The organism is Escherichia sp. E2562 (assembly GCF_005781075.1).
Taxonomy (GTDB): domain Bacteria; phylum Pseudomonadota; class Gammaproteobacteria; order Enterobacterales; family Enterobacteriaceae; genus Escherichia.
On the sequence record NZ_VATM01000010.1, the window covers coordinates 18,788 to 41,186 of the forward strand.

At 44.0% G+C, this 22,399-nt stretch carries 24 protein-coding genes; 9 read left to right on the forward strand and 15 right to left on the reverse strand.

The genetic code is table 11. The features are described from left to right. Nucleotides 1–33: 33 nt before the first annotated feature. The 4 genes from rfaD (at nt 34) to FEK43_RS15180 (ending at nt 4,378) form a co-directional block, all read left to right on the forward strand. Nucleotides 34–1,014: an ADP-glyceromanno-heptose 6-epimerase gene (gene rfaD, locus FEK43_RS15165; RefSeq protein WP_135408513.1), complete on the forward strand. Its 981-nt coding sequence runs from the start codon at nt 34–36 to the stop codon at nt 1,012–1,014. Between the two features lie 79 nt (nt 1,015–1,093). After that, nucleotides 1,094–2,140 carry an ADP-heptose--LPS heptosyltransferase RfaF gene (gene rfaF / locus FEK43_RS15170; RefSeq protein ID WP_130206695.1) on the forward strand — a complete coding sequence of 349 codons (1,047 nt, stop codon included), beginning with the start codon at nt 1,094–1,096 and terminating at the stop codon, nt 2,138–2,140. A 3-nt stretch (nt 2,141–2,143) separates the two neighbouring features. Then, nucleotides 2,144–3,103: a lipopolysaccharide heptosyltransferase RfaC gene (gene rfaC / locus FEK43_RS15175; protein ID WP_130258365.1), complete on the forward strand. Its 960-nt coding sequence runs from the start codon at nt 2,144–2,146 to the stop codon at nt 3,101–3,103. A gap of 9 nt (nt 3,104–3,112) precedes the next feature. Continuing rightward, nucleotides 3,113–4,378 carry an O-antigen ligase gene (locus FEK43_RS15180; protein ID WP_138158609.1) on the forward strand — a complete coding sequence of 422 codons (1,266 nt, stop codon included), beginning with the start codon at nt 3,113–3,115 and terminating at the stop codon, nt 4,376–4,378. A gap of 25 nt (nt 4,379–4,403) precedes the next feature. On the opposite strand, the gene FEK43_RS15185 is transcribed toward FEK43_RS15180, so the two are convergent. The 10 genes from FEK43_RS15185 to rfaQ all read right to left on the reverse strand — a co-directional run bounded on the left by FEK43_RS15185 (nt 4,404) and on the right by rfaQ (nt 14,302). Further along, a complete protein-coding gene (locus FEK43_RS15185; protein ID WP_131161548.1) occupies nt 4,404–5,477 on the reverse strand; it encodes a glycosyltransferase family 9 protein in 1,074 nt (357 codons plus the stop codon). Between the two features lie 32 nt (nt 5,478–5,509). Continuing rightward, complete coding sequence (gene waaZ, locus FEK43_RS15190) at nt 5,510–6,361, reverse strand: 3-deoxy-D-manno-oct-2-ulosonate III transferase WaaZ (protein WP_131161547.1); 852 nt, start codon at nt 6,359–6,361, stop codon at nt 5,510–5,512. A 73-nt stretch (nt 6,362–6,434) separates the two neighbouring features. Next, nucleotides 6,435–7,133 (reverse strand): lipopolysaccharide core heptose(II) kinase RfaY, encoded by a 699-nt coding sequence (gene rfaY, locus FEK43_RS15195; protein ID WP_130206705.1) that lies wholly within the window; start codon nt 7,131–7,133, stop codon nt 6,435–6,437. Between the two features lie 17 nt (nt 7,134–7,150). After that, complete coding sequence (gene rfaJ / locus FEK43_RS15200) at nt 7,151–8,167, reverse strand: lipopolysaccharide 1,2-glucosyltransferase RfaJ (protein ID WP_135408509.1); 1,017 nt, start codon at nt 8,165–8,167, stop codon at nt 7,151–7,153. A 39-nt stretch (nt 8,168–8,206) separates the two neighbouring features. Continuing rightward, nucleotides 8,207–9,226 carry a lipopolysaccharide 3-alpha-galactosyltransferase gene (gene waaO / locus FEK43_RS15205; RefSeq protein ID WP_138158611.1) on the reverse strand — a complete coding sequence of 340 codons (1,020 nt, stop codon included), beginning with the start codon at nt 9,224–9,226 and terminating at the stop codon, nt 8,207–8,209. Further along, nucleotides 9,226–10,305, reverse strand: a complete 1,080-nt coding sequence (waaB, locus tag FEK43_RS15210) for a lipopolysaccharide 1,6-galactosyltransferase (RefSeq protein ID WP_135408507.1) — start codon at nt 10,303–10,305, stop codon at nt 9,226–9,228. The genes waaO and waaB overlap by 1 nt, the downstream gene beginning before the upstream one ends. Before the next feature lie 43 nt (nt 10,306–10,348). Further along, nucleotides 10,349–11,284 carry an LPS core biosynthesis protein RfaS gene (rfaS, locus tag FEK43_RS15215; protein ID WP_138158613.1) on the reverse strand — a complete coding sequence of 312 codons (936 nt, stop codon included), beginning with the start codon at nt 11,282–11,284 and terminating at the stop codon, nt 10,349–10,351. A 36-nt stretch (nt 11,285–11,320) separates the two neighbouring features. Then, nucleotides 11,321–12,118: a lipopolysaccharide core heptose(I) kinase RfaP gene (gene rfaP, locus FEK43_RS15220; protein ID WP_138158615.1), complete on the reverse strand. Its 798-nt coding sequence runs from the start codon at nt 12,116–12,118 to the stop codon at nt 11,321–11,323. Next, on the reverse strand, nt 12,111–13,235 hold the full coding sequence (rfaG, locus tag FEK43_RS15225) for a lipopolysaccharide glucosyltransferase I (protein ID WP_135408503.1): 1,125 nt from the start codon (nt 13,233–13,235) through the stop codon (nt 12,111–12,113). The genes rfaP and rfaG overlap by 8 nt, the downstream gene beginning before the upstream one ends. After that, nucleotides 13,232–14,302, reverse strand: a complete 1,071-nt coding sequence (rfaQ, locus tag FEK43_RS15230; protein ID WP_130206721.1) for a lipopolysaccharide core heptosyltransferase RfaQ — start codon at nt 14,300–14,302, stop codon at nt 13,232–13,234. The genes rfaG and rfaQ overlap by 4 nt, the downstream gene beginning before the upstream one ends. Before the next feature lie 405 nt (nt 14,303–14,707). Between rfaQ and waaA the strand changes: the two genes are divergently transcribed. Continuing rightward, nucleotides 14,708–15,985, forward strand: coding sequence for a lipid IV(A) 3-deoxy-D-manno-octulosonic acid transferase (gene waaA / locus FEK43_RS15235; RefSeq protein WP_130206723.1), 1,278 nt, complete (start codon nt 14,708–14,710; stop codon nt 15,983–15,985). A 7-nt stretch (nt 15,986–15,992) separates the two neighbouring features. Next, complete coding sequence (gene coaD, locus FEK43_RS15240; protein ID WP_001171866.1) at nt 15,993–16,472, forward strand: pantetheine-phosphate adenylyltransferase; 480 nt, start codon at nt 15,993–15,995, stop codon at nt 16,470–16,472. 38 nt (nt 16,473–16,510) lie between these two features. Here the strand turns inward: coaD and mutM are convergent, their stop codons facing one another. From mutM to radC, 4 genes are all read right to left on the reverse strand, one after another. Then, the gene (gene mutM, locus FEK43_RS15245) at nt 16,511–17,320 is read right to left on the reverse strand and encodes a bifunctional DNA-formamidopyrimidine glycosylase/DNA-(apurinic or apyrimidinic site) lyase (protein ID WP_135408501.1); all 810 of its coding nucleotides are present in this window, start codon (nt 17,318–17,320) and stop codon (nt 16,511–16,513) included. A 97-nt stretch (nt 17,321–17,417) separates the two neighbouring features. Further along, nucleotides 17,418–17,585, reverse strand: coding sequence for a 50S ribosomal protein L33 (gene rpmG, locus FEK43_RS15250; protein ID WP_001051798.1), 168 nt, complete (start codon nt 17,583–17,585; stop codon nt 17,418–17,420). A gap of 20 nt (nt 17,586–17,605) precedes the next feature. Further along, nucleotides 17,606–17,842, reverse strand: a complete 237-nt coding sequence (rpmB, locus tag FEK43_RS15255) for a 50S ribosomal protein L28 (protein ID WP_000091955.1) — start codon at nt 17,840–17,842, stop codon at nt 17,606–17,608. Nucleotides 17,843–18,058: 216 nt separating this feature from the next. Further along, entirely contained in the window at nt 18,059–18,727 is a 669-nt protein-coding gene (radC, locus tag FEK43_RS15260; protein WP_130215158.1) for a DNA repair protein RadC, read from the reverse strand. Between the two features lie 171 nt (nt 18,728–18,898). Between radC and coaBC the strand changes: the two genes are divergently transcribed. The 3 genes from coaBC (at nt 18,899) to slmA (ending at nt 21,258) form a co-directional block, all read left to right on the forward strand. Beyond that, nucleotides 18,899–20,119 carry a bifunctional phosphopantothenoylcysteine decarboxylase/phosphopantothenate--cysteine ligase CoaBC gene (gene coaBC, locus FEK43_RS15265; protein WP_130215156.1) on the forward strand — a complete coding sequence of 407 codons (1,221 nt, stop codon included), beginning with the start codon at nt 18,899–18,901 and terminating at the stop codon, nt 20,117–20,119. Continuing rightward, on the forward strand, nt 20,097–20,555 hold the full coding sequence (gene dut / locus FEK43_RS15270) for a dUTP diphosphatase (RefSeq protein WP_000976070.1): 459 nt from the start codon (nt 20,097–20,099) through the stop codon (nt 20,553–20,555). The genes coaBC and dut overlap by 23 nt, the downstream gene beginning before the upstream one ends. A 106-nt stretch (nt 20,556–20,661) precedes the next feature. Further along, nucleotides 20,662–21,258: a nucleoid occlusion factor SlmA gene (gene slmA / locus FEK43_RS15275; RefSeq protein WP_130206731.1), complete on the forward strand. Its 597-nt coding sequence runs from the start codon at nt 20,662–20,664 to the stop codon at nt 21,256–21,258. A gap of 45 nt (nt 21,259–21,303) precedes the next feature. Here the strand turns inward: slmA and FEK43_RS15280 are convergent, their stop codons facing one another. Beyond that, nucleotides 21,304–22,263, reverse strand: a complete 960-nt coding sequence (locus tag FEK43_RS15280) for a reverse transcriptase family protein (RefSeq protein WP_135408498.1) — start codon at nt 22,261–22,263, stop codon at nt 21,304–21,306. Between the last annotated feature and the right edge of the window lie 136 nt (nt 22,264–22,399).

A 22,399-nucleotide genomic window follows, 5' to 3' on the forward strand; every position in this document is an offset into this window, starting at 1 on the left:
TGTCTCTGACTCCATAATTCGAAGGTTACAGTTATGATCATCGTTACCGGCGGCGCGGGCTTTATCGGCAGCAACATCGTTAAGGCCCTGAATGATAAAGGCATCACCGATATTCTGGTGGTGGACAACCTGAAAGACGGCACCAAGTTTGTGAACCTGGTGGACCTGGACATCGCGGACTATATGGATAAGGAAGACTTCCTGATCCAGATTATGGCGGGCGAAGAGTTCGGCGATGTCGAAGCGATTTTCCACGAAGGCGCGTGCTCTTCCACTACAGAGTGGGACGGCAAGTATATGATGGATAACAACTATCAATACTCCAAAGAGCTGCTGCATTACTGTCTGGAGCGCGAAATCCCGTTCCTGTACGCCTCTTCCGCAGCCACTTACGGCGGTCGCACCTCCGACTTTATTGAATCCCGCGAATACGAAAAACCACTAAATATCTACGGTTATTCGAAGTTCCTGTTTGATGAATATGTTCGTCAAATCCTACCGGAAGCGAACTCGCAGATTGTTGGCTTCCGCTATTTCAACGTTTATGGACCGCGCGAAGGCCATAAAGGCAGCATGGCGAGCGTCGCTTTCCATCTCAACACCCAGCTTAACAACGGTGAGTCTCCGAAACTGTTCGAAGGTAGCGAGAACTTTAAACGCGACTTCGTCTATGTTGGCGACGTGGCAGATGTAAACCTGTGGTTCCTGGAAAATGGCGTTTCCGGCATCTTCAACCTCGGTACTGGTCGTGCGGAATCCTTCCAGGCGGTAGCCGATGCAACGCTTGCTTATCACAAGAAAGGCCAGATTGAATACATTCCGTTCCCGGATAAACTGAAAGGCCGCTATCAGGCATTCACGCAGGCAGATCTGACGAATCTGCGCGCGGCGGGTTATGACAAACCGTTCAAAACCGTTGCCGAAGGCGTAACGGAATACATGGCCTGGCTGAATCGCGACATCAACGTAAATTCACAAAATCATTCGAGCGGTATCAAGGCGGCAACTAAGTGAATCTCCGGGAGCTTACAAAAGTAAGTGACCGGAGTGAACGCAGGCAGCCGCCGCAGAGACAGCTTGAAGGATGAAGTGAATGAAAATATTGGTGATCGGCCCGTCATGGGTTGGCGACATGATGATGTCGCAAAGTCTCTATCGCACGCTCCAGGCGCGCTATCCCCAGGCGATAATCGACGTGATGGCACCGGCATGGTGCCGTCCATTATTATCGCGGATGCCGGAAGTTAACGAAGCTATCCCGATGCCTCTCGGTCACGGGGCGCTGGAAATCGGTGAACGCCGCAAACTGGGTCATAGTCTGCGTGAAAAACGCTACGACCGCGCCTACGTCTTACCCAACTCCTTCAAATCCGCATTAGTGCCTTTCTTCGCGGGTATTCCTCATCGCACCGGCTGGCGCGGCGAGATGCGCTACGGTTTACTCAACGATGTACGTGTGCTCGATAAAGAAGCCTGGCCGCTAATGGTGGAACGCTATGTGGCGCTGGCCTATGACAAAGGCGTAATGCGTACCGCACAAGATCTACCAAAACCGTTGTTATGGCCGCAATTGCAGGTGAGCGAAGGTGAAAAATCGTATGCCTGTAACCAATTTTCGCTCTCATCAGAACGTCCGATGATTGGCTTTTGCCCGGGTGCGGAGTTTGGCCCGGCGAAACGCTGGCCACACTACCACTATGCAGAGCTGGCAAAGCAGCTGATTGATGAAGGTTATCAGGTGGTTCTGTTTGGCTCTGCGAAAGATCATGAGGCGGGCAATGAGATTCTTGCCGCTTTGAATACCGAGCAGCAGGCATGGTGTCGGAACTTGGCGGGGGAAACACAGCTTGAGCAGGCAGTCATTTTGATTGCCGCCTGTAAAGCCATTGTCACTAACGATTCTGGCCTGATGCACGTTGCTGCGGCGCTCAATCGTCCACTGGTTGCTCTGTATGGGCCGAGCAGTCCGGACTTTACGCCGCCGCTTTCCCATAAAGCGCGCGTGATCCGCCTGATTACCGGCTATCACAAAGTGCGTAAAGGTGACGCTGCAGAGGGTTACCACCAGAGCTTGATCGACATTACTCCCCAGCACGTGTTGGAAGAACTCAACGCGCTATTGTTACAAGAGGAAGCCTGACGGATGCGGGTTCTGATCGTTAAAACATCGTCGATGGGCGATGTTCTCCATACGCTGCCCGCACTCACCGATGCCCAGCAGGCAATCCCGGGGATTAAGTTTGATTGGGTGGTAGAAGAGGGATTCGCGCAAATTCCGTCCTGGCACGCCGCCGTTGAGCGGGTTATCCCGGTGGCGATACGACGCTGGCGCAAAGCCTGGTTCTCGGCCCCCATAAAAGCGGAACGGAAAGCGTTTCGTGAAGCCCTTCAGGCAGAAAACTATGACGCAATTATCGACGCCCAGGGGCTGGTAAAAAGCGCAGCGCTGGTGACACGTTTAGCACATGGCGTTAAACATGGAATGGACTGGCAAACCGCTCGCGAGCCTTTAGCCAGCCTGTTTTACAATCGCAAACATCATATTGCGAAACAGCAGCATGCTGTAGAACGTACCCGTGAACTGTTTGCAAAAAGCCTTGGGTATAGCAAACCGCAGGCCCAGGGCGATTATGCTATTGCGCAGCATTTCCTGACAAATCCACTACCGGATGCTGGGGAGTATGCTGTATTCCTTCATGCGACCACCCGCGATGATAAACACTGGCCGGAAGAGCACTGGCGAGAATTAATTGGTTTACTGGCAGGTTCAGGGATTCGAATTAAACTACCGTGGGGAGCGCCGCATGAAGAAGAGCGGGCAAAAAGGCTGGCGGAAGGCTTTGATTATGTCGACGTACTGCCGAAGATGACTCTGGAAGGCGTTGCCCGTGTGCTGGCTGGAGCTAAATTTGTTGTGTCAGTCGATACAGGATTAAGCCATTTAACTGCGGCACTCGATAAACCCAATATCACAGTTTATGGGCCGACAGACCCGGGATTAATTGGCGGTTATGGGAAGAATCAGGTAGTTTGTATGGCACCGGGGAAAAGTTTAATTAATCTCAACGGTCAAGCAGTTTTGGAAAAATTATCATCATTATAAAGGTAAAACATGCCAACCTTCATTAAATTTCACTCATGGAAACCTTACACTCTGAAATCATCTGTGATTCTAGAGATAATGACTTATATATTATGTTTTTTTTCATTGATAATTGCATTCATCGATAACACTTTCAGCATAAAGATATATAATATCACTGCTATAGTTTGCTTGTTATCACTAATTTTACGTGGCAGACAAGGAAATTATAATATAAAAAACCTTATCCTTCCACTTTCTATATTTTTTATAGGATTGCTTGATTTAATTTGGTATTCTGTGTTTAAAGTAGACAACTCTCCATTTCGTGCTACTTACCACAGTTATTTAAATACTGCCAAAATATTTATATTTGGATCTTTTATTGTTTTTTTAGCACTAACTAGCCAGCTAAAAACAAAAAAAGAAAGTGTGTTATACATTTTATATTCCCTGTCATTTATAATTGCTGCATATGCAATTTATACTAATAGCATTCATGAATATGACCGCATTTCTTTTGGTATAGGAGCGGCAACAGGAGCAGCATATTCAACAATGCTAATAGGGATAGTTAGTGGTGTTGCAATTCTTTATACTAAAAAAAACCATCCTTTTTTATTTTTATTAAATAGTTGCGCGGTACTTTATGTTCTGGCACTGACACAAACCAGAGCAACTCTACTCCTTTTCCCTGTAATTTGTGCTGTTGCACTAATTACATATTACAACAAATCCCCAAAAAAATTCACTTCCGCTATTGTTCTTCTAATTGCTATATTGACCAGTGTTGTAATTATATTTAATAAACCAATTCAATATCGCTATAACGAAGCATTAAATGATTTAAACAGTTATACCAATGCTAATAGCGTAACTTCCTTAGGTGCAAGACTGGCAATGTACGAAATTGGTTTTGATTTATTCAAAGAATCGCCTCTTTCATTTAGATCTGCAGAGTCGCGCGCTGAAAGTATGAATTTGTTAGTCGCAGAAAACAATAGACTAAGAGGGGCATTGGATTTTGCTAACGTACACCTACATAATGAGATAATTGAAGCAGGGTCACTGAAAGGTCTGATGGGGATTTTTTCCACCCTTTTCCTCTATTTTTCACTATTTTATACAGTATATAAAAAACGCGCATTGGGTTTGTTGATATTAACGCTCGGCATTGTGGGGATTGGACTCAGTGATGTGATCATATGGGCACGCAGCATTCCAATTATCGTTATATCCGCGATAGTCCTCTTACTCGTTATTAATAATCGCAACAATACTATTAATCAAGAATAGACAAGTTTAAGAAGTGAGTTTTAACTCACTTCTTATCTATACAACTTAATCTCTTTACTGAATCAGTTAAAGTTTCAGTATCGATATCTTTTATCGTAAATGTTGGAGATACTATTTGTATAGATTGATGATTATTCGGGGCCCAAATTAAATGTGAGGGATATTCCGGAGTACGTGAATTAGGATAAAATGCAAGCGTTGGTTTATGATAAGCCGCAGCGATATGAACAAGAGCTGTATCAACAGAAATGACAAAATCACTATACCGGGTCAACGCAACAGTATAAATAAACTCGTCAAATGGTAGTGTTTCAATTTCAGGTATTGGTATTGTCAATAAATCTTGTGGTAACCCGGTAAATATCACTCGATAATTTTCAAACTGTGCTTTCACTTCTTGATATATAATTTTTATTTGCTCAAAGGTAAGTCGGCATATTTTTTTTGCACCTAATGGGTTAATGATGATTATTCTTGTATTTCCAATAAAATCTTTTATTTTATTTTCAACATCTACAGGTAAATGCAAGTCGTAGTCGGTGGAAAATTCACCCTCACCATAAATATGCTTCAGTATTTCTGTTGCTCGTGTACTCATATGTTCTTTTAAACATTCATCGTGGGGATGGTAAAATGAATAGTAACGCTTATACCATTGATCAAAACCCAGAATGTAAGAATCTTTTAAACTTGATAATATTAAACTATGATTAAATGAGGGCATTGTTTCAAAGGGGTCTAATACAATATCGAACTGTAAATCCCGCAGATGCTTACATAGAGTAAGCATTTTAAGGGAACCCGTCGATTCTTTGATACAGAACTCAAATATATTTTTATTATTAGAGAGAAACTCCCCACCCTTTCTATTTGTGAGAATGGTTATTTTAACTCCTTTACTATAAAGCTCACGATAAATCGAACTTAATACAATTAGATCACCGAGTTTATTATTATCATGAATGATTAGGCATGATTTAATTTGTGCTGGCTCTGTAACTTGGTTATTGATTTTCTTACGAAATAAAAAAGAAAGGAAATTAATTTTGATTTTGTTTATATAAAATCTTTTCTTTTTGTGAAAAGTTCCTAAACGCATTTTTATACCATATTATTTTAGTTTCAGGATAACTAATTAGCATAAGAATCAGTTGAAGCTTTATATTGCATTTTTTTTCTTGTCTTATCCTTTGACTCTTCCGTACTGATATCTTGAAGTTTAATAAATGGAATTACATCGTAAGAAATAGCCGTATCATCTGATAAATTATAAATATTAATATCTTTTACATTATCATGCATAAAACGGAAAAATGGCAAGATTTTGAATAAATCCCTACTTAATTCCGAGGGCATGGGATTCTTATTCTCGTCATAGAAACGCGAACAACTACCCGTTAAATCAAGACCGGAACAAATAATCCGTGCATACTTAAGTGAATATGCTATTTGAATTGCAGCAAAGGCAATAGTATGGCATGAGCAATAACCAAGACTAATGTCCTTGCAAAATCCGACCAGACGACCTTTTTTAGACAACGGTACAGAGATCAGCAGTTCTTTGTGAATCTGTCTCAAAATATTAAATTTAATCTTCTTTATAAAACCACCTTTTTCCCGGCGGTAAAAAGACCGTAATACAAGACAGTTCTGGAGGATATAAAGTTTATCTTCTTTGGAAGCGTGTTCATAAACGTCAACATTTACTATGGTATAACGACTTCTCTGGCTAAATTTATAAAAATCATCACGACGCTGATGTAAAAAGCGGACATCTGTAAGTACATATATAAAAGGAACGATATTATTACTTAACAGATATTGCGCAGAACCATTGACAGCAATAATATCCTTTGTTTGTAATACTGACAAAGGTGTTTTTTGCGATGTAGGCCCAGAAAGAAAAATAATAACATCATCAGATGTTTTATTTTCAATCAGGTTTTCAACATCTTTTTTGTCAATGTATCTAATATTCTTCATGATAAACCTGTGAAATAAATAACTCCGCTTAAAACTGTCCTGGTGAAGACACGTAATTGTGGATATTTCTATTTTAGCGCGCTGGTTTCCCTTTCAAACGCCGCATAAAATTGCGCATTTTTTTACGATATACTAAAAGATAATAGCCTAGATCTTTAATCTCATTTTTAATACCGTAATGACGCTCTAAGTCAATACGATCTTTCGCTTTACGCTGCGCTGAAGCACGTTTTCCGGAGAGATCAATAATTCGAACCTCACCATTTTTTATAATGAAGTTACCACGATGGGGGTCGCCAGAAACCATGCCATGTTGATGTAAGGAATTAATTGATTGCTGAATTTTATTTTTTAGCACATCATCAATATCGGGCATATCACACAACTCTATGCCATCAATATACTCGATGATCATGATATAAGTATGGACAAATCGTAAGGTTTTGCGTTCAGCCAATAAATAAAAGTCATTGAGTGTATTTAACCCTTCATTTCGTACTTTTTGGGTTTGCTCAAAAAGGCGTTCGTAATAATCACCTTTTAACAGAGACTTAAAGAAACGTTCGTTACGCTTAACTTTCGGAGAAAAAACCTTAAGAATCAATTTACCGTAATCGGTATCAATAAGCATAACTTTTGTATCATCAATAGAACGAAAAACCTTGATGATATTTATATTATAAGACAAGAAGTCATTTAATACATTGAGATACTTTGAATTGTTTTCATCGGTAAAAACAACCAAGTCTTTGATCTTGCTCTTCTGAATCATAATAACCCAGTTAAATGTTATTTACGGTAATATTTTCGGCAAAGATAACAGACTCCTGCTATAATTCCTGAGATATAATTATGCTGCACTAAAAGGTGTTTATATCTTTTTTTAAATTCAATAATTGATTTTGCATCTCGTGGAGAGTCATCTTTCCATGGTGAATTTTCTAAAGCTATTTTATAGTATTTTACCGATGGATAAATTGCCCATTTGTGCCACGGTTTAGTTGCACCTGTATAATGAATAAGCAGAGTGCTTTCTGTAATCAGCTTTTTATAGTTTTGATGTTTTTTGTCTTTTAATTCACTTTTAATTGTATAAATTGTATTGTACTCACGAGGCAAAAATATTGTCATCCCTTTCAGTAAGATATTCATAACATCCTGATCAGGGTATTTATAAACATTATCTTTACTCATAAGAATAGACAACGCTTTTTCTGTTAGTTTTGCGTCAGCCCATTTTTTTAAGTCTAAATAAACGACGCCGGAATTAAAGTACTGCCCAAGTAATTCAGGATCGGACAACCTGGATACCGCCTTTTCCTGCATTGGCTCAACATCTTTAACAACAGCAGCAACCGCTCCGTTTAAATCCAGATACAATAGTTGGCTAATATCGCCTTTACAAACAACATCTGCATCAAGATAAAGCAAACGATCAAGCGTTAAACCCAATAATTGAAATGCAAATAAACGGAAGTACATTGCTCTTGACCAGACCTGTGTACAAGGCAAGCACTGGAGCTTATCAGTGTTAATTCTATATAGCGTGATTCTTAATTGGTATTGCTCTGCAAGCTTTGCGACTTTTTGAAAAAAACCATCATTATAAACGTCAGCAATAATATAAAAATCAAGATTAATATGTCGATTGTTTAGGACAATTGATGTGATGGAAACACCTACACCATCAAGATAATTAGCATCGACACCATAGGCAACATTTAAACATTCAGAAGTATTTATATTAACTAGCCGATAATCCCAGGCTTTAACTTTATCTATCTCTATGGCAGGAAATGAGTCCACAATGCTACCCTTATATCATTACTTTATAGTTTCCCAGTTTTAATGCTTTATCTTTTCAATAAAATAAAAAAGATAATTGCTAAATCCTTTTAGATATCTATGCTTTTTAAGCATATGTTTTGCGCTATATCTTAATTGATTGCTATTGTTCGGTTTCAGCAACGCCGTGCTCTTCCATGGCGAAGCATTTTTTGCCTCCATAAAGGCTTGTGATACAGGATAATCCCAGGCCCAATCATGCCAGGGCTTGGTTGGACCGATATAGTGGATAAAAATAGTATCGTTGGTTACTGGGTTTGTAAAACTTTCTTTGAGTTGATAGTTTAAGCTAAACTGGGTGTTATATTTTATATCAGCAAAAATAAGTCTGTCTGCCAGCAACATATTTAATACATCCTGATCAGGATGTGTTATTTTTTTGACTATTTCTGGATCATTTAGCATTGCAATGGCTCGTGCAGAAACCTGCTGAGCCGCCCATTGGTCAGTATTAATCAATAAAAAACCGGAGTTAAAGTAACCTTTAGCAATTCCCGCAACACCTAACGAATGGGCGCGTTTTTCCCACCAGTCAGCTTGCCCTTCTGTAACAACCATTGCGACTTTATTGTCAGGAAATGAGAAATTAATTAGTGGCTCAATAGTCCCCTGACAAATGATATCTGCATCCAGATAAAGGACTTTAGACGCCTTATTAATAAAGTAATCTGCAATAACAAAGCGAAAATATATTGCATGAGTCCAGTTCTTAGTGCTAGGCAATGAGCGGAGTCGATCAGCATTAATCAGATATATTTTAATTCTGGTTTTATACTGCAGCGCCAGGGCATCAAAATACTTACGATCATCATCACCAAAATAGTCAGTAAAAATATGGAAACACAATCGACTTCCTTCATTACACTTTAATATTGAAGCAATCGAAATTCCGCAACCAAATAGAAAATTTTTGTCAGTCCCATAAGCGATGTCCAAACAAAGATTTTCTGTTTCTACTTTATGATTATAATCAATAACTGAATTAAGAAACTCAGTTTCCTGGAAAAACACCTGCTGCATTATTTCCTCCGGGAAATAGCAGAAATAATTATTTCATGTAATCTATCGTAATACTTCAATTGGTAAAACTTATCGATCGACGCAGGAATTTTTTCATGTTCGATATGAATTTCACCTGCTATATATTTATTTAGAAGCGTTACAAAACCAGCAATATCTCCCGGTTGATACAGATGACCATTGACATCAGGTTGAATAATGTCAGCAGGCCCGGAGACACAATCGGCACTGATACAAGGAATTCCCCATGACAAGGCTTCAAGTAGGGTCATTGGGAAACCTTCAAAAGATGACGTGAGCAATAACGCACTCACCTTTTTAATATCTTGCTGGACCAATTCCCAAGGATGTTGTTGCCAACCATACCAGACAATTCGATCATCAATATTTAGTTCTCTACTATAAGCTTGGCATTGTTCGAAATCGGAACCATCACCCAATACATGGAGTTTCCAGTTACCTTGCGCTTGTGATAAGCCATCAAGGAGGTCTTTAACCCGCTTCTGGCCCTCGAATTTCATACGCCCAACATAAATGAACGTTGCCGTTTCGCCTTCCTCAGGCGCAGGAATGACTGTGTCTTTAGCTTCGACTGGATTAAAAATAACATTTATCGTCGATTCTGCTACACCCCGATTAATCATTTGCTGTTTAATGCCAGAGCTGATTGCTAAATGATAATCGGCACAGGTGATATATTCAGCATGTTTTTTGTGATCTAAAGAAAAATGCGGCCATGAAAATACTGGCACATCAATTCCTGATTTTTTACGTGCTTTGCCCGCATACAAACACGAGATAACGTCAATACAAATAACGATATCTGGTTGGTACTCCTGAAGCCATTTACTTAGAGCATGAATATGTTTCGCCCGACGCAAAAAACCTAAACGAATATTGGAAAATGAACATGAGTATTTAATACCTTCCAGCCATCCCTTATCCATTTTGTCATTACGACAAAAGAAAAACATTTCACTTTGGATATGTTGTTGCCTGAAGGTAGTAATAACATCACGAATGACTGTTTCCATGCCGCCAAATCCAGAAACAGCTTCGCCGATAAATGCTATTTTCATTGAAATTCTCATTAATTGAGTAAAGCTCACTATTTTAATGATTTTATTTTTCTATAAAATCAGAAACAATTGTTGACATCATTTTATCAGGGCTGAATTTATATAAGCTATCATAATCCATTGGTTTAACAGATGAGTTAATAAAATACTCTAACTTATCCCAATCATCATGACCTATTATAAAAAAGCGAGACTCACTATAGATTTCTGAACCAAGTATATTTATATTATTAGTAATTAATTTTTTATTGAAAAATAGTGCCTCAAGTATACGAAGAGTCCAGCCAGATTGGTTTTCTTTAGTTATATCAACAATTATATTAGCATTTAATGTTCTTCTAATATTCTCTTCATACGGTATTTGTTCTTCAATCAAATACTTTGAAGTCGGAGATGATGTTTTATCTTTGACAACATTAAAATCTAACTTACATCCTAGTGTTGCTAATCTATCGGCTAATTCATTAATTATTTGAAGACGTCCTTTATCACGCCCAAGAAAAAAACATATTGGCTGACTGTTATTTTTGTCAGATAAACTATAATTTCTAATTTCATCCATTCCTATAGGAAAAAATTGTTCTATTGCCTTGGTCTTTTCATTCCCTATAAATCTATGCTCAAAATCATAGATAATATCAAAATAATTAGTGTTATCAAAAATAAAATCTTCGCTGACAGTATTTCTTAGAAGCAAAACTTTATGACAGTTAATGTTTTTTAATATTTGTTTATTGATACCTTTATTAATAACACTGTCATTAAAGATAATTATGTCATCTTTTCTGATATCATTGAGGTAATGCTTGATGAATAATCGCCCCAGCCATGCATTATCCATCCCTAATTTCGAAATTTTCTTATTAACCCAGTTGTATTTTTTTGGTGTTGTTATATTTTTTATCTTGTACTTTTTTTTCAGGTACTGGATCATTCTTAATTCATAATCTGCAATCCAGTTTATAAAATAAATAGTCATAATGAAGTTAGTTCCAGTACATACTGATAAATATTTTTATAATCCTTTGCGTTGTGTTCGCTCTTTAATATGCTCGGCCTTAACACTTGCCATGTTCAATAAATTCCGTTCAAGAGATAATATCTTTCGTAAAGGCATCCCAAAATAAACCTTCATAAATCGCCAGATATCTCTCTGCGTCAGCCCAATATTCATTGATGAGAAATACAAACCAATCAGGTCTTTATCGCGCCAACGACGCGGTACTTTTGCACGTATCTGTGCCCGATGCAGATCGATAACCGAAATTTTTAATTCATCTTCCCGGCCAGTAAATGGCAAATGAAGTAAAAAGTGGCAAATGTAGCAGTCACGGTGATTTATCCCTGCGGCGTGCATTTTACGCACCATGGTTGCCACTCGTGTAATCAGCATACGCTTTACACGTATATCAGGCGGGTTGACTGCCCAATCAGCACAATAATCTTCAAGGCTAATCGAGGGAGTGAGATCTTCGGTAATAATAAATGATGTACGGGTTAATGGGTTTAAACCTTTCTCACCAAACCCAATGCCCTTCATTGTATCAACGCCAACATCACTCAGGCGATGAATAGCGTGCCACTCTCTGTCTGCGCCCAAAACGGGCATCCGTAATGAGAGTAGATTTTTTACAATCTCTTTTAATGTCGTCCCCTTGTGCCATTTAAGAAAATAGCTTTTCCCGGACAGCTCAAAGCGTAATGTGCGACGCGTCTCGAGTTCACGAAAGACCTCGCCGTTCAGTTCTTTGACTTCTGCAAAAACATCTTTACCACGCCAAAGTGTGGCAAGCGGCTCTTTTAATTCAACCATCTAAACCACCTGTAATGATATCTGCGGCTTTCTCTGGCAGGCTATACAAATCCTGAGTATCGGCATAATGGCGAGCATTCTCCGCCCAGGCCATTCGTAATGGAGACTGAGTTAACGCTTTACGTAAAACCTCATTTAATTGTTCCTGGGAGAAAGGTTCAGCAATGACCGTTCCACAATTGGCATCTGCAATATAATGCGCATACCCACATACTGCAGTTGTTAAAACAGGTAATCCAGCAGTGATCGCTTCAAGAAGAACGATACCCGCGGCTTCCTGATAAGCGGGATGCAGTAATAAATCAGCAGCTGCCATTAATTCTGACACATCATTGCGACCGGAGAAGAAATGCACATTGCTCCGCACGCCGAGTTTTTCTGCCAACGCTTCAAATTTCCGCGGTTTATCCTGACCAACAACAAATAAAAGCGTATTGTGACGTAATGATTCCGGTAACGATGCCAAAGCTTCAATTGAGCGATCAACACCTTTACGACCAAAATCTGATCCAACCTGCAGTAATAAGTTTTGTTGCTCTTTTATGCCATTTTTCTGCCGATAAATTTCACGACTGTTTGGGATTTGCTCGCTGTATTTTCTGTCCGGATAAATACCGGGAGGAAGAATTTGAAAACGTTCAGATTCAGTTTGATAATGCTTCTGGAAATCGGCGATTTGCTTATCGGTCAGCATCATAAGTTTCGTCGATTTACCCTGCTCGAAAGTCGCTCGCTCAAATGCGGCATAATGGCGATATCGTGATGTTAAACGATATAAAAAACCTTTTTCTTGCGCAACTTTCTCGGCGTAACAAACATCAGCGGCAAAATAAACATCCAGACCTGGCATCTTATTAAACCCAACAACGCGATCAGCGGGATGCTCTTTGAGATGATTTTGTACCCAGGCATAATATTCTGCATTGCGTCTATGGTTGGTATGGGACTTAACTGGCACCTGAATAAGCTCAAATGCTTTTGGGCAATCACCTTCCCATGACTGCGTATAGACTCGAACATGGTGGCCCCGTGCGGCAACTGTTGATGCAATGCGCATAAAGTCACGTTGAAGCCCACCAAATGGAAAATATTTATATAAACAAAACGCCACGATCATAATTGTGTATTCCTGTCAGCTGATGGGGCATCTTCTGGCAACAGCTTTTCCGTAGCGGCGATCACATCTTCCGCTGGAATAACAGAAAGATATTTTTTGTTGCGGTCAAGTTCATGCCGGGTCGGCATTTTCTGATAATTCCCCGCCCAGAATTGAATAATATTCTCAGTCCATGGGCGCCAGAATACATGATCAGTGGCCCCAAATAGACTAATAACTGGCGTCTTCACCGCCGCCGCAATATGCCCCGGCGCAGAATCCACACCAATAAAAAGCACTGCATGATCAATTAACGCGCCTAGTTCAGGAAAACGTGTTTTACCTGCAAGGCCAGTAATGGGTTTTGTTTCGCAACCTCGTGCAATCTCATCTACACAAGCGAGATCATCTGCCGAAGGCCCACAGGTCAGGACAACCTGATACCCTCGCTGTTGCAGCGCATCGATAACCTTAGAAAATTTATCGTTATCCCAGCACTTAAATATCTGACGCGCTGTCGGTTGGATGACAACATAATGATCTTTTACGCCCAGGGCATCTAACTCCTGGCGCATCTTCTTCCAGCAATCTTCGGCGTAACTCATTGTTGTGTCGGTGTAGAAATCGGTAATACCTAATGGCTCAAGGACCGATAAATTACGCTCAACAATATGTGTGCCGTGTATTGGCGCTAAGTGGGTGAAGCTTTTTTTCCAAATGCCATGCTGCCGATGACCATAAAGTTGCGATATTTTCATCCGTGCGGGTAAAAAACGTACCAGCAGCGCCACCATCCACTGATCCGTAAGATTAATGACCAGGTCATAATTATTCGCACGCAGAGTTTTTATCAACGAAAGCACATTTTTAATTTTATCGAATGTTCCCGCACCTTTATTGCTTATCCCGTAGAGCGCATTAATTTCCGGGTTTTCAGACAAAATAGGGATGGTATCCTGATAAAGCAGCATATCGATTTTTGCATCAGGATAATTCTGCTTGAGCGTACTGATGACAGGAGTAGTTAATAACATATCTCCATGATATCGCATCTTTATGACCAGAATTTTTCGAAATGGCTTTTCCACTAGCGACTCTTTTGTGTGATTGTCTGATTAAGTTAAGCAGAAAAAAAGCACGCTACCGCCCCAGGCTCAACAGCTACCTGAATACTGATAACGCACTTACTTGACGTGCTAGTGTATCATTTCTTTCGCAGCAATCCGACCCGAATGATTTTTATACACGAAATATGTTTTAATCATAGAAATCAAACAGATAAAAAATAGCATGTCGATAATGTCGGTACGGCCAATGTAGAGTTGAAAATGGGGCCGAGTTTCAATGATTCGCATAAAAATACAAAAAAAATGAAGATGTAGCGGCAGATCAGACCAAACTGAAGCTATTTAAGTCAAAAACGGGAAAAGTAATGGTAAAGCCACCGTTAAATACATAGAATCCCCAGCACATCCATAAGTCAGCTATTTATTATGCTCGAATTGCTTTACACCGCCCTTCTCTACCTTATTCAGCCGCTAATCTGGATACGGCTCTGGGTGCGCGGACGTAAGGCTCCGGCCTATCGAAAACGCTGGGGTGAACGTTACGGTTTTTACCGCCATCCGCTAACACCAGGCGGCATTATGCTGCACTCCGTCTCCGTCGGTGAAACCCTGGCGGCAATCCCGTTGGTGCGCGCGCTGCGTCATCGCTATCCTGATTTACCAATCACAGTCACGACTATGACGCCGACTGGTTCGGAGCGCGTACAATCGGCTTTTGGAAAAGATGTTCAGCACGTCTATCTGCCTTACGATCTGCCCGATGCGCTCAACCGTTTCCTGAATAAAGTCGACCCAAAACTGGTGTTGATTATGGAAACCGAACTATGGCCTAACCTGATTGCGGCGCTACATAAACGTAAAATTCCACTGGTTATCGCTAATGCGCGACTCTCTGCACGCTCTGCCGCAGGTTACGCCAAACTGGGTAAATTTGTTCGTCGCTTGCTCCGCCGTATTACGCTGATTGCTGCGCAAAATGAAGAAGATGCTGCGCGCTTTGTGACACTGGGTGCAAAAAATAATCAGGTGACCGTTACCGGTAGCCTGAAATTCGATATTTCAGTGACGCCACAGTTGGCCGCTAAAGCAGTAACACTGCGCCGCCAGTGGGCGCCGCATCGTCCGGTATGGATTGCCACCAGCACTCATGATGGCGAAGAGAGCGTAGTGATTGCCGCCCATCAGGCGCTGTTACAACAGTTCCCGAATTTATTGCTCATCCTGGTACCCCGTCATCCGGAACGCTTCCCAGATGCGATTAACCTTGTCCGCCAGGCTGGACTAAGCTATATCACACGCTCCTCAGGGGAAGTCCCCTCCACCAGCACGCAGGTTGTGGTTGGCGATACGATGGGCGAACTGATGTTGCTGTACGGTATTGCCGATCTCGCGTTTGTTGGCGGTTCACTGGTTGAACGCGGTGGGCATAATCCGCTGGAGGCCGCCGCACACGCTATCCCGGTGTTGATGGGGCCGCATACCTTTAACTTTAAAGACATTTGCGCGCGGCTGGAGCAGGCAAGCGGGCTGATTACAGTCACCGATGCCACGTCGCTGGCGAAAGAGGTTTCCTCTTTACTCACCGACGCCGATTACCGTAGTTTCTATGGCCGTCATGCCGTTGAAGTGCTGTATCAAAACCAGGGCGCGCTACAGCGTCTGCTTCAACTGCTGGAACCTTACCTGCCACCGAAAACGCATTGAGGTTGTTATGCAAAAACGGGCGATTTATCCGGGTACTTTCGATCCCATTACCAATGGTCATATCGATATCGTGACGCGCGCCACGCAGATGTTCGATCACGTTATTCTGGCAATTGCCGCCAGCCCCAGTAAAAAACCGATGTTTACTCTGGAAGAGCGTGTGGCGCTGGCACAACAGGCAACTGCGCATCTGGGAAACGTTGAAGTGGTCGGATTTAGCGATTTGATGGCAAACTTCGCCCGCAATCAACACGCTACGGTGCTGATTCGTGGACTGCGTGCGGTGGCAGATTTTGAATATGAAATGCAGCTGGCGCATATGAATCGCCACTTAATGCCAGAACTGGAAAGTGTGTTTCTGATGCCGTCGAAAGAGTGGTCGTTTATCTCTTCATCGTTGGTGAAAGAGGTGGCGCGCCATCAGGGCGATGTCACCCATTTCCTGCCGGAGAATGTCCATCAGGCGCTGATGGCGAAGTTAGCGTAGCGTTTATGCCGGATGGTATGCCATCCGGCAAGCATCAATTATTTCTGGCAGTGCTTGCAATAAAACGTTGCCCGCTGCGCATGTTTAGACGCCACAATCGGTGTACCGCACACCCGACACTGCTCACCTTTTCGCCCGTAAACCTGCAATTCCTGCGCGAAATAGCCCGGTTTACCATCACTTTGCAGAAAATCTTTCAGCGTCGTGCCGCCCTGCTCAATCGAGCGCAGCAACACCGCTTTCATCACCCGAGCTAACAATTCACACTCTGCCAGCGACAGTGATGACGCCAGCCGATCCGGATGGATCCCCGCCGCAAACAGAGATTCGCTGGCATAGATATTCCCTACGCCTACCACCAGCTTGTTATCCATCAGCCAGGGCTTAATCGCCGTCTTTTTCTTCGCGCACTTCTGATGCAAGTATTCGCCATTGAAATCATCGCTAAGCGGCTCTGGCCCAAGATGTGCCAGCACATTGTGGCCTTCCAGCTCTTTGGCCCACAGCCAGGCGCCAAAGCGGCGCGGGTCGGTGTAGCGCAGCACTTTACCGTTGCTCATCACCAAATCAACATGGTCATGCTTTTCAGGGGGAAGGTCTTCCGTAAGTATGCGCAAACTGCCAGACATGCCCAGATGAATGATAATCCAGCCCTCAGGCAGCTCCAGCAGCAGATATTTAGCACGGCGCTGCACACTTAGCACTGGTTGGTCGCTTAAACGGTAGATCTCTTCCGAAACCGGCCAGCGCAAGCGTTCGTTGCGCACCACCGCATGAAGAATGGTTGCACCAACGAGATGCGGTTCTATGCCGCGACGGCTGGTTTCAACTTCGGGTAATTCAGGCATAGCATCTCCAGGAATGAACAGATGCAGTCAATATGGGGGCAGGCAGATAACAAAAAACCCCGCCGTAGCGAGGTTTTTCGTTACATCAAAGCGAGAATTATTTGATTTTCGCTTCTTTGTAGATCACGTGCTGGCGAACAACTGGATCGAATTTTTTCAGTTCCAGTTTTTCCGGCTTAGTACGTTTGTTCTTCGTAGTGGTATAGAAGTGACCAGTACCAGCAGAAGAAACCAGCTTGATTTTCTCACGAATACCTTTAGCCATGATTTATTTCCTCTAAGTACTTAGTACTTTTCGCCACGGGCACGCAGTTCAGCCAGAACTGTATCGATGCCTTTTTTATCGATTACACGCATACCTTTAGCAGATACGCGCAGGGTGACAAAACGCTTCTCGCTCTCAACCCAGAAACGGTGAGAGTGCAGGTTCGGCAGGAAACGGCGTTTAGTCGCGTTCAGTGCGTGGGAACGGTTGTTACCGGTCACCGGACGCTTGCCAGTAACTTGGCAGACTCGGGACATGTCTATTCTCCAAAAATCAAATTAGCTCGAGCTTCGTATGGGGTATTGGCGCCTCGTCAGGCTTTACAGCCCGGTCATCGCAGTTCTATGTGAACTCTCGATTGCCAGGCCCAAATGCCAAACCCGAGATTCTCAAAGGTGGCGTAGTATACGCTGACTCGGCGATGTGCTCAAGTCCCGAACAGACAAAGATCCCGAAGGATCGCGCATAGCGGATTAAATCCAGCCGCGTTCGGCAAAAGAAACATATTCTCCACGCCCAATCACGATATGGTCGAGCACGCGTAAATCCATGAACTGACAACTTTTTATTATCCGTTCGGTAATGAGTTTATCCGCTTTACTGGGTTCAGCACAACCAGAAGGGTGATTATGGGCAAGGATCAGCGCCGAGGCGTTTATTTTTATCGCTTCACGAATAATTTCTCGTGGATGGACTTCCACATGATTTAACGTGCCGGAAAAGAGTCGGCTGTGAGTAAGGACCCGGTGTTGGGAATCGAGAAAGATCACCATAAAGATCTCTCGTTCCTCTCCCGTAAGTTGGCTTTGTAAAAACTCCCTCGTCATCTCTGGGCTGAGCAACGGGCTTTCTTCGCGCATCCGCACGTTGTAGTAACGCCGCGCCAGTTCCGCAACTCCCTTTAACTGGGCGAATTTCGCCACACCAATTCCATGAACGCCACTAAATTGTTCATATTCAGAGGATAACAAGCCGTAAAGCGACCCAAAATTCTCCAGCATCTCTTTCGCCAGGGTTAACACATCCTTACCGCGCGTACCCGTACGCAGAAATAACGCCAGCAGTTCAACATCCGTTAACGCGCCAATGCCCAACTTCAGCATTTTTTCGCGTGGCATCAACAATTCTACATTGCTTTTCACCTTCACCTCCTTTGTGGAGGGCGCATCCTGTCATAGTCGTTTGGTTAAATCGACGGCCAGTTTTCAATCCTGGAAAGCGCCTCGCAAAGTGATTCTCAGGTGAAAGCACGACAACAAAAGTATTGTGATAAAATCGCCAACTTCTGGTGTCCCTCTACAGGAAAAATCATCATGAGCCTGGCCGGTAAAAAAATCGTTCTCGGCGTCAGCGGCGGTATTGCTGCCTATAAAACCCCTGAGCTGGTGCGTCGTTTGCGCGATCGCGGAGCAGACGTCCGCGTAGCCATGACCGAAGCGGCAAAAGCCTTTATCACCCCACTTAGCTTGCAGGCGGTTTCTGGGTATCCCGTTTCCGATAGTCTGCTGGATCCAGCAGCCGAGGCGGCTATGGGTCATATTGAGCTGGGTAAATGGGCTGATTTAGTAATTCTCGCCCCAGCCACCGCTGATTTGATTGCCCGCGTAGCTGCCGGGATGGCGAATGATCTGGTGTCAACGATTTGCCTGGCCACGCCTGCGCCTGTTGCCGTACTGCCAGCCATGAACCAGCAGATGTATCGTGCTGCGGCTACCCAACATAATTTAGAGGTACTTGCCTCACGTGGTTTGCTGATCTGGGGGCCAGATAGCGGCAGTCAGGCCTGTGGTGATATCGGCCCTGGGCGAATGCTCGATCCATTAACCATTGTGGATATGGCTGTCGCACATTTTTCGCCCGTCAACGACCTGAAACATCTGAACATTATGATTACCGCCGGCCCGACGCGTGAACCGCTCGATCCCGTGCGTTATATCTCTAATCACAGCTCCGGCAAGATGGGCTTTGCTATCGCCGCAGCCGCTGCCCGTCGCGGAGCGAACGTTACACTGGTTTCCGGACCGGTTTCGCTACCGACACCGCCGTTTGTTAAACGTGTGGATGTGATGACCGCACTGGAGATGGAAGCCGCTGTGAAGGCCTCTGTACAGCAGCAAAATATTTTTATCGGTTGCGCCGCCGTGGCTGATTATCGCGCAGCCGCTGTCGCCAGTGAAAAAATCAAAAAGCAGGCGACTCAGGGGGATGAATTAACAATAAAAATGGTCAAAAACCCTGATATCGTCGCTGGAGTTGCCGCACTAAAAGACCAAAGGCCTTATGTTGTTGGATTTGCGGCCGAAACAAATAATGTGGAAGAATACGCCCGGCAAAAACGTATTCGTAAAAACCTTGATCTGATCTGCGCGAACGATGTTTCCCGGCCAACTCAAGGATTTAACAGCGACAGCAATGCATTACACCTTTTCTGGCAAGACGGAGATAAAGTCTTACCGCTTGAGCGCAAAGAGCTCCTTGGCCAATTATTACTCGACGAGATCGTGACCCGTTATGATGAAAAAAATCGACGTTAAGATTCTGGACCCGCGCGTTGGGAAGGAATTTCCGCTCCCGACTTATGCCACTTCTGGTTCTGCCGGACTTGACCTGCGCGCCTGTCTCGACGACGCCGTAGAACTGGCGCCGGGCGACACCACCCTGGTACCTACCGGGTTAGCGATTCATATTGCCGACCCTTCACTGGCGGCGATGATGCTGCCGCGCTCCGGATTGGGACATAAGCACGGTATCGTGCTCGGCAACCTGGTAGGATTGATCGATTCTGACTATCAGGGCCAGTTGATGATTTCCGTGTGGAACCGTGGTCAGGACAGCTTCACCATTCAACCAGGCGAACGTATCGCGCAGATGATTTTTGTTCCGGTGGTACAGGCCGAATTTAATCTGGTGGAAGATTTTGACGCCACCGACCGCGGTGAAGGCGGCTTTGGTCACTCTGGTCGTCAGTAACACATACGCATCCGAATAACGTCATAACATTGCCGCAAACATTTCGTTTGCGGTCATAGCGTGGGTGCCGCCTGGCAAGTGCTTATTTTCAGGGGTATTTTGTAACATGGCAGAAAAACAAACTGCGAAAAGGAACCGTCGCGAAGAAATACTTCAGTCTCTGGCGCTGATGCTGGAATCCAGCGATGGAAGCCAACGTATCACGACAGCGAAACTGGCCGCCTCCGTCGGCGTTTCCGAAGCGGCTCTGTATCGCCACTTCCCCAGTAAAACCCGCATGTTCGATAGCCTGATTGAGTTTATCGAAGATAGCCTGATTACTCGCATCAATCTGATTCTGAAAGATGAGAAGGACACCACAACGCGCCTACGTCTGATTGTGTTGTTGCTCCTCGGTTTTGGTGAGCGTAATCCTGGCCTGACCCGCATCCTTACCGGGCATGCGCTGATGTTTGAACAAGACCGCCTGCAAGGGCGCATCAACCAACTGTTCGAGCGTATTGAAGCGCAGTTGCGTCAGGTATTGCGTGAAAAGAGAATGCGTGAGGGTGAAGGTTACACCACCGATGAAACGCTGCTGGCAAGCCAGTTGCTGGCATTTTGTGAAGGTATGCTGTCACGATTTGTCCGCAGCGAGTTTAAATACCGCCCGACGGATGATTTTGACGCCCGCTGGCCACTAATTGCTGCGCAGTTGCAGTAATTCTCCCCTAAACGTTCAGGCAGAAACGTCTGCCTGACGCTTTTCTTACCATGCCACCAGCATTCGCTTTACACTTTCCCTCGCCTGTTTAAAGGCCTCATCCTCAGGGTTGATTTGCAATAACCAGTTTATTCTTCCCTGCAAAGCATACAGATACGCCGTTGCCTGTGCGTGGAGATCGCCAGAAGGATCAAGTTCACCACGATGACTAAGATGCGAAATAACGCCATATTTTTGGCACAAATGCACCTCCTGACGCAGCGCCCGGCGCGCTTCACGGGCAAGCTGTGGTTTGTGATTAACAACAATCCCGGTTACCTGCTGGCGCTTACAGGCCGCGACCAGGCAGCTTTTGCGTTGATTGAGGCTCAGGCCCAGCTCCGCTAACAATCCGCACACTTTATTTTTAACCTGGCGGGCATTGAAGTGACCTGAAAAGGTCATGTCATCGCAGTAGCGGGTATAGATAATTCCTCGTGTCTGGCACCATGCCCCAATGCACTCATCAAAACGGCGCATCACAAGATTGGAAATGGCAGGCGAAGTTGGCGCCCCCTGCGGTAACGCGTCGTTATAGCAACAAAGCCAGGTCAGTATGGTTACCACATTGCGTGGCAACTGGGCCTGGCTAAACACACGCCAGACCTGTAACCAGCTAATACTATCGAAAAAGTTTTCGATATCGAGTTTCAGGATCTGCGACTGTTGGCAGTGAGGCTGCGCATTGCTGACGATTGGGCAACCTGGCCGGTAGGCGGTAGCAAAAGGGGAAAGCGGAAATCGTGAAAGTACGTTCTTAAGAATGTTGCGCTGTACGGTTTTGAGCAAGTAATCAGGGGCTAGCAGCATCCGCTGACCACCGTGGCGCTTAGAAAGAATAATGTGTCGGTAATGGCGTCCGACATGATTACTGAGCGCATACAGCCGCTGTATTTCTTTATCGGCACTCCAGCCCGGCGAGCCGAACAAATCGAGCGCCAGAAGGGTTATCCGGGTAGCATCCATTCCACTCTCCACATCACGGCGGCCAAAAGAGGCGCCAACAGCGGCAATACCATCAAACCATCCCTAAGGCGCGTAACTGTACTGAGCGCGTCAGCGCGACGTACGCGAAGCGTACTTAAGTACAATGAAGCGGCTT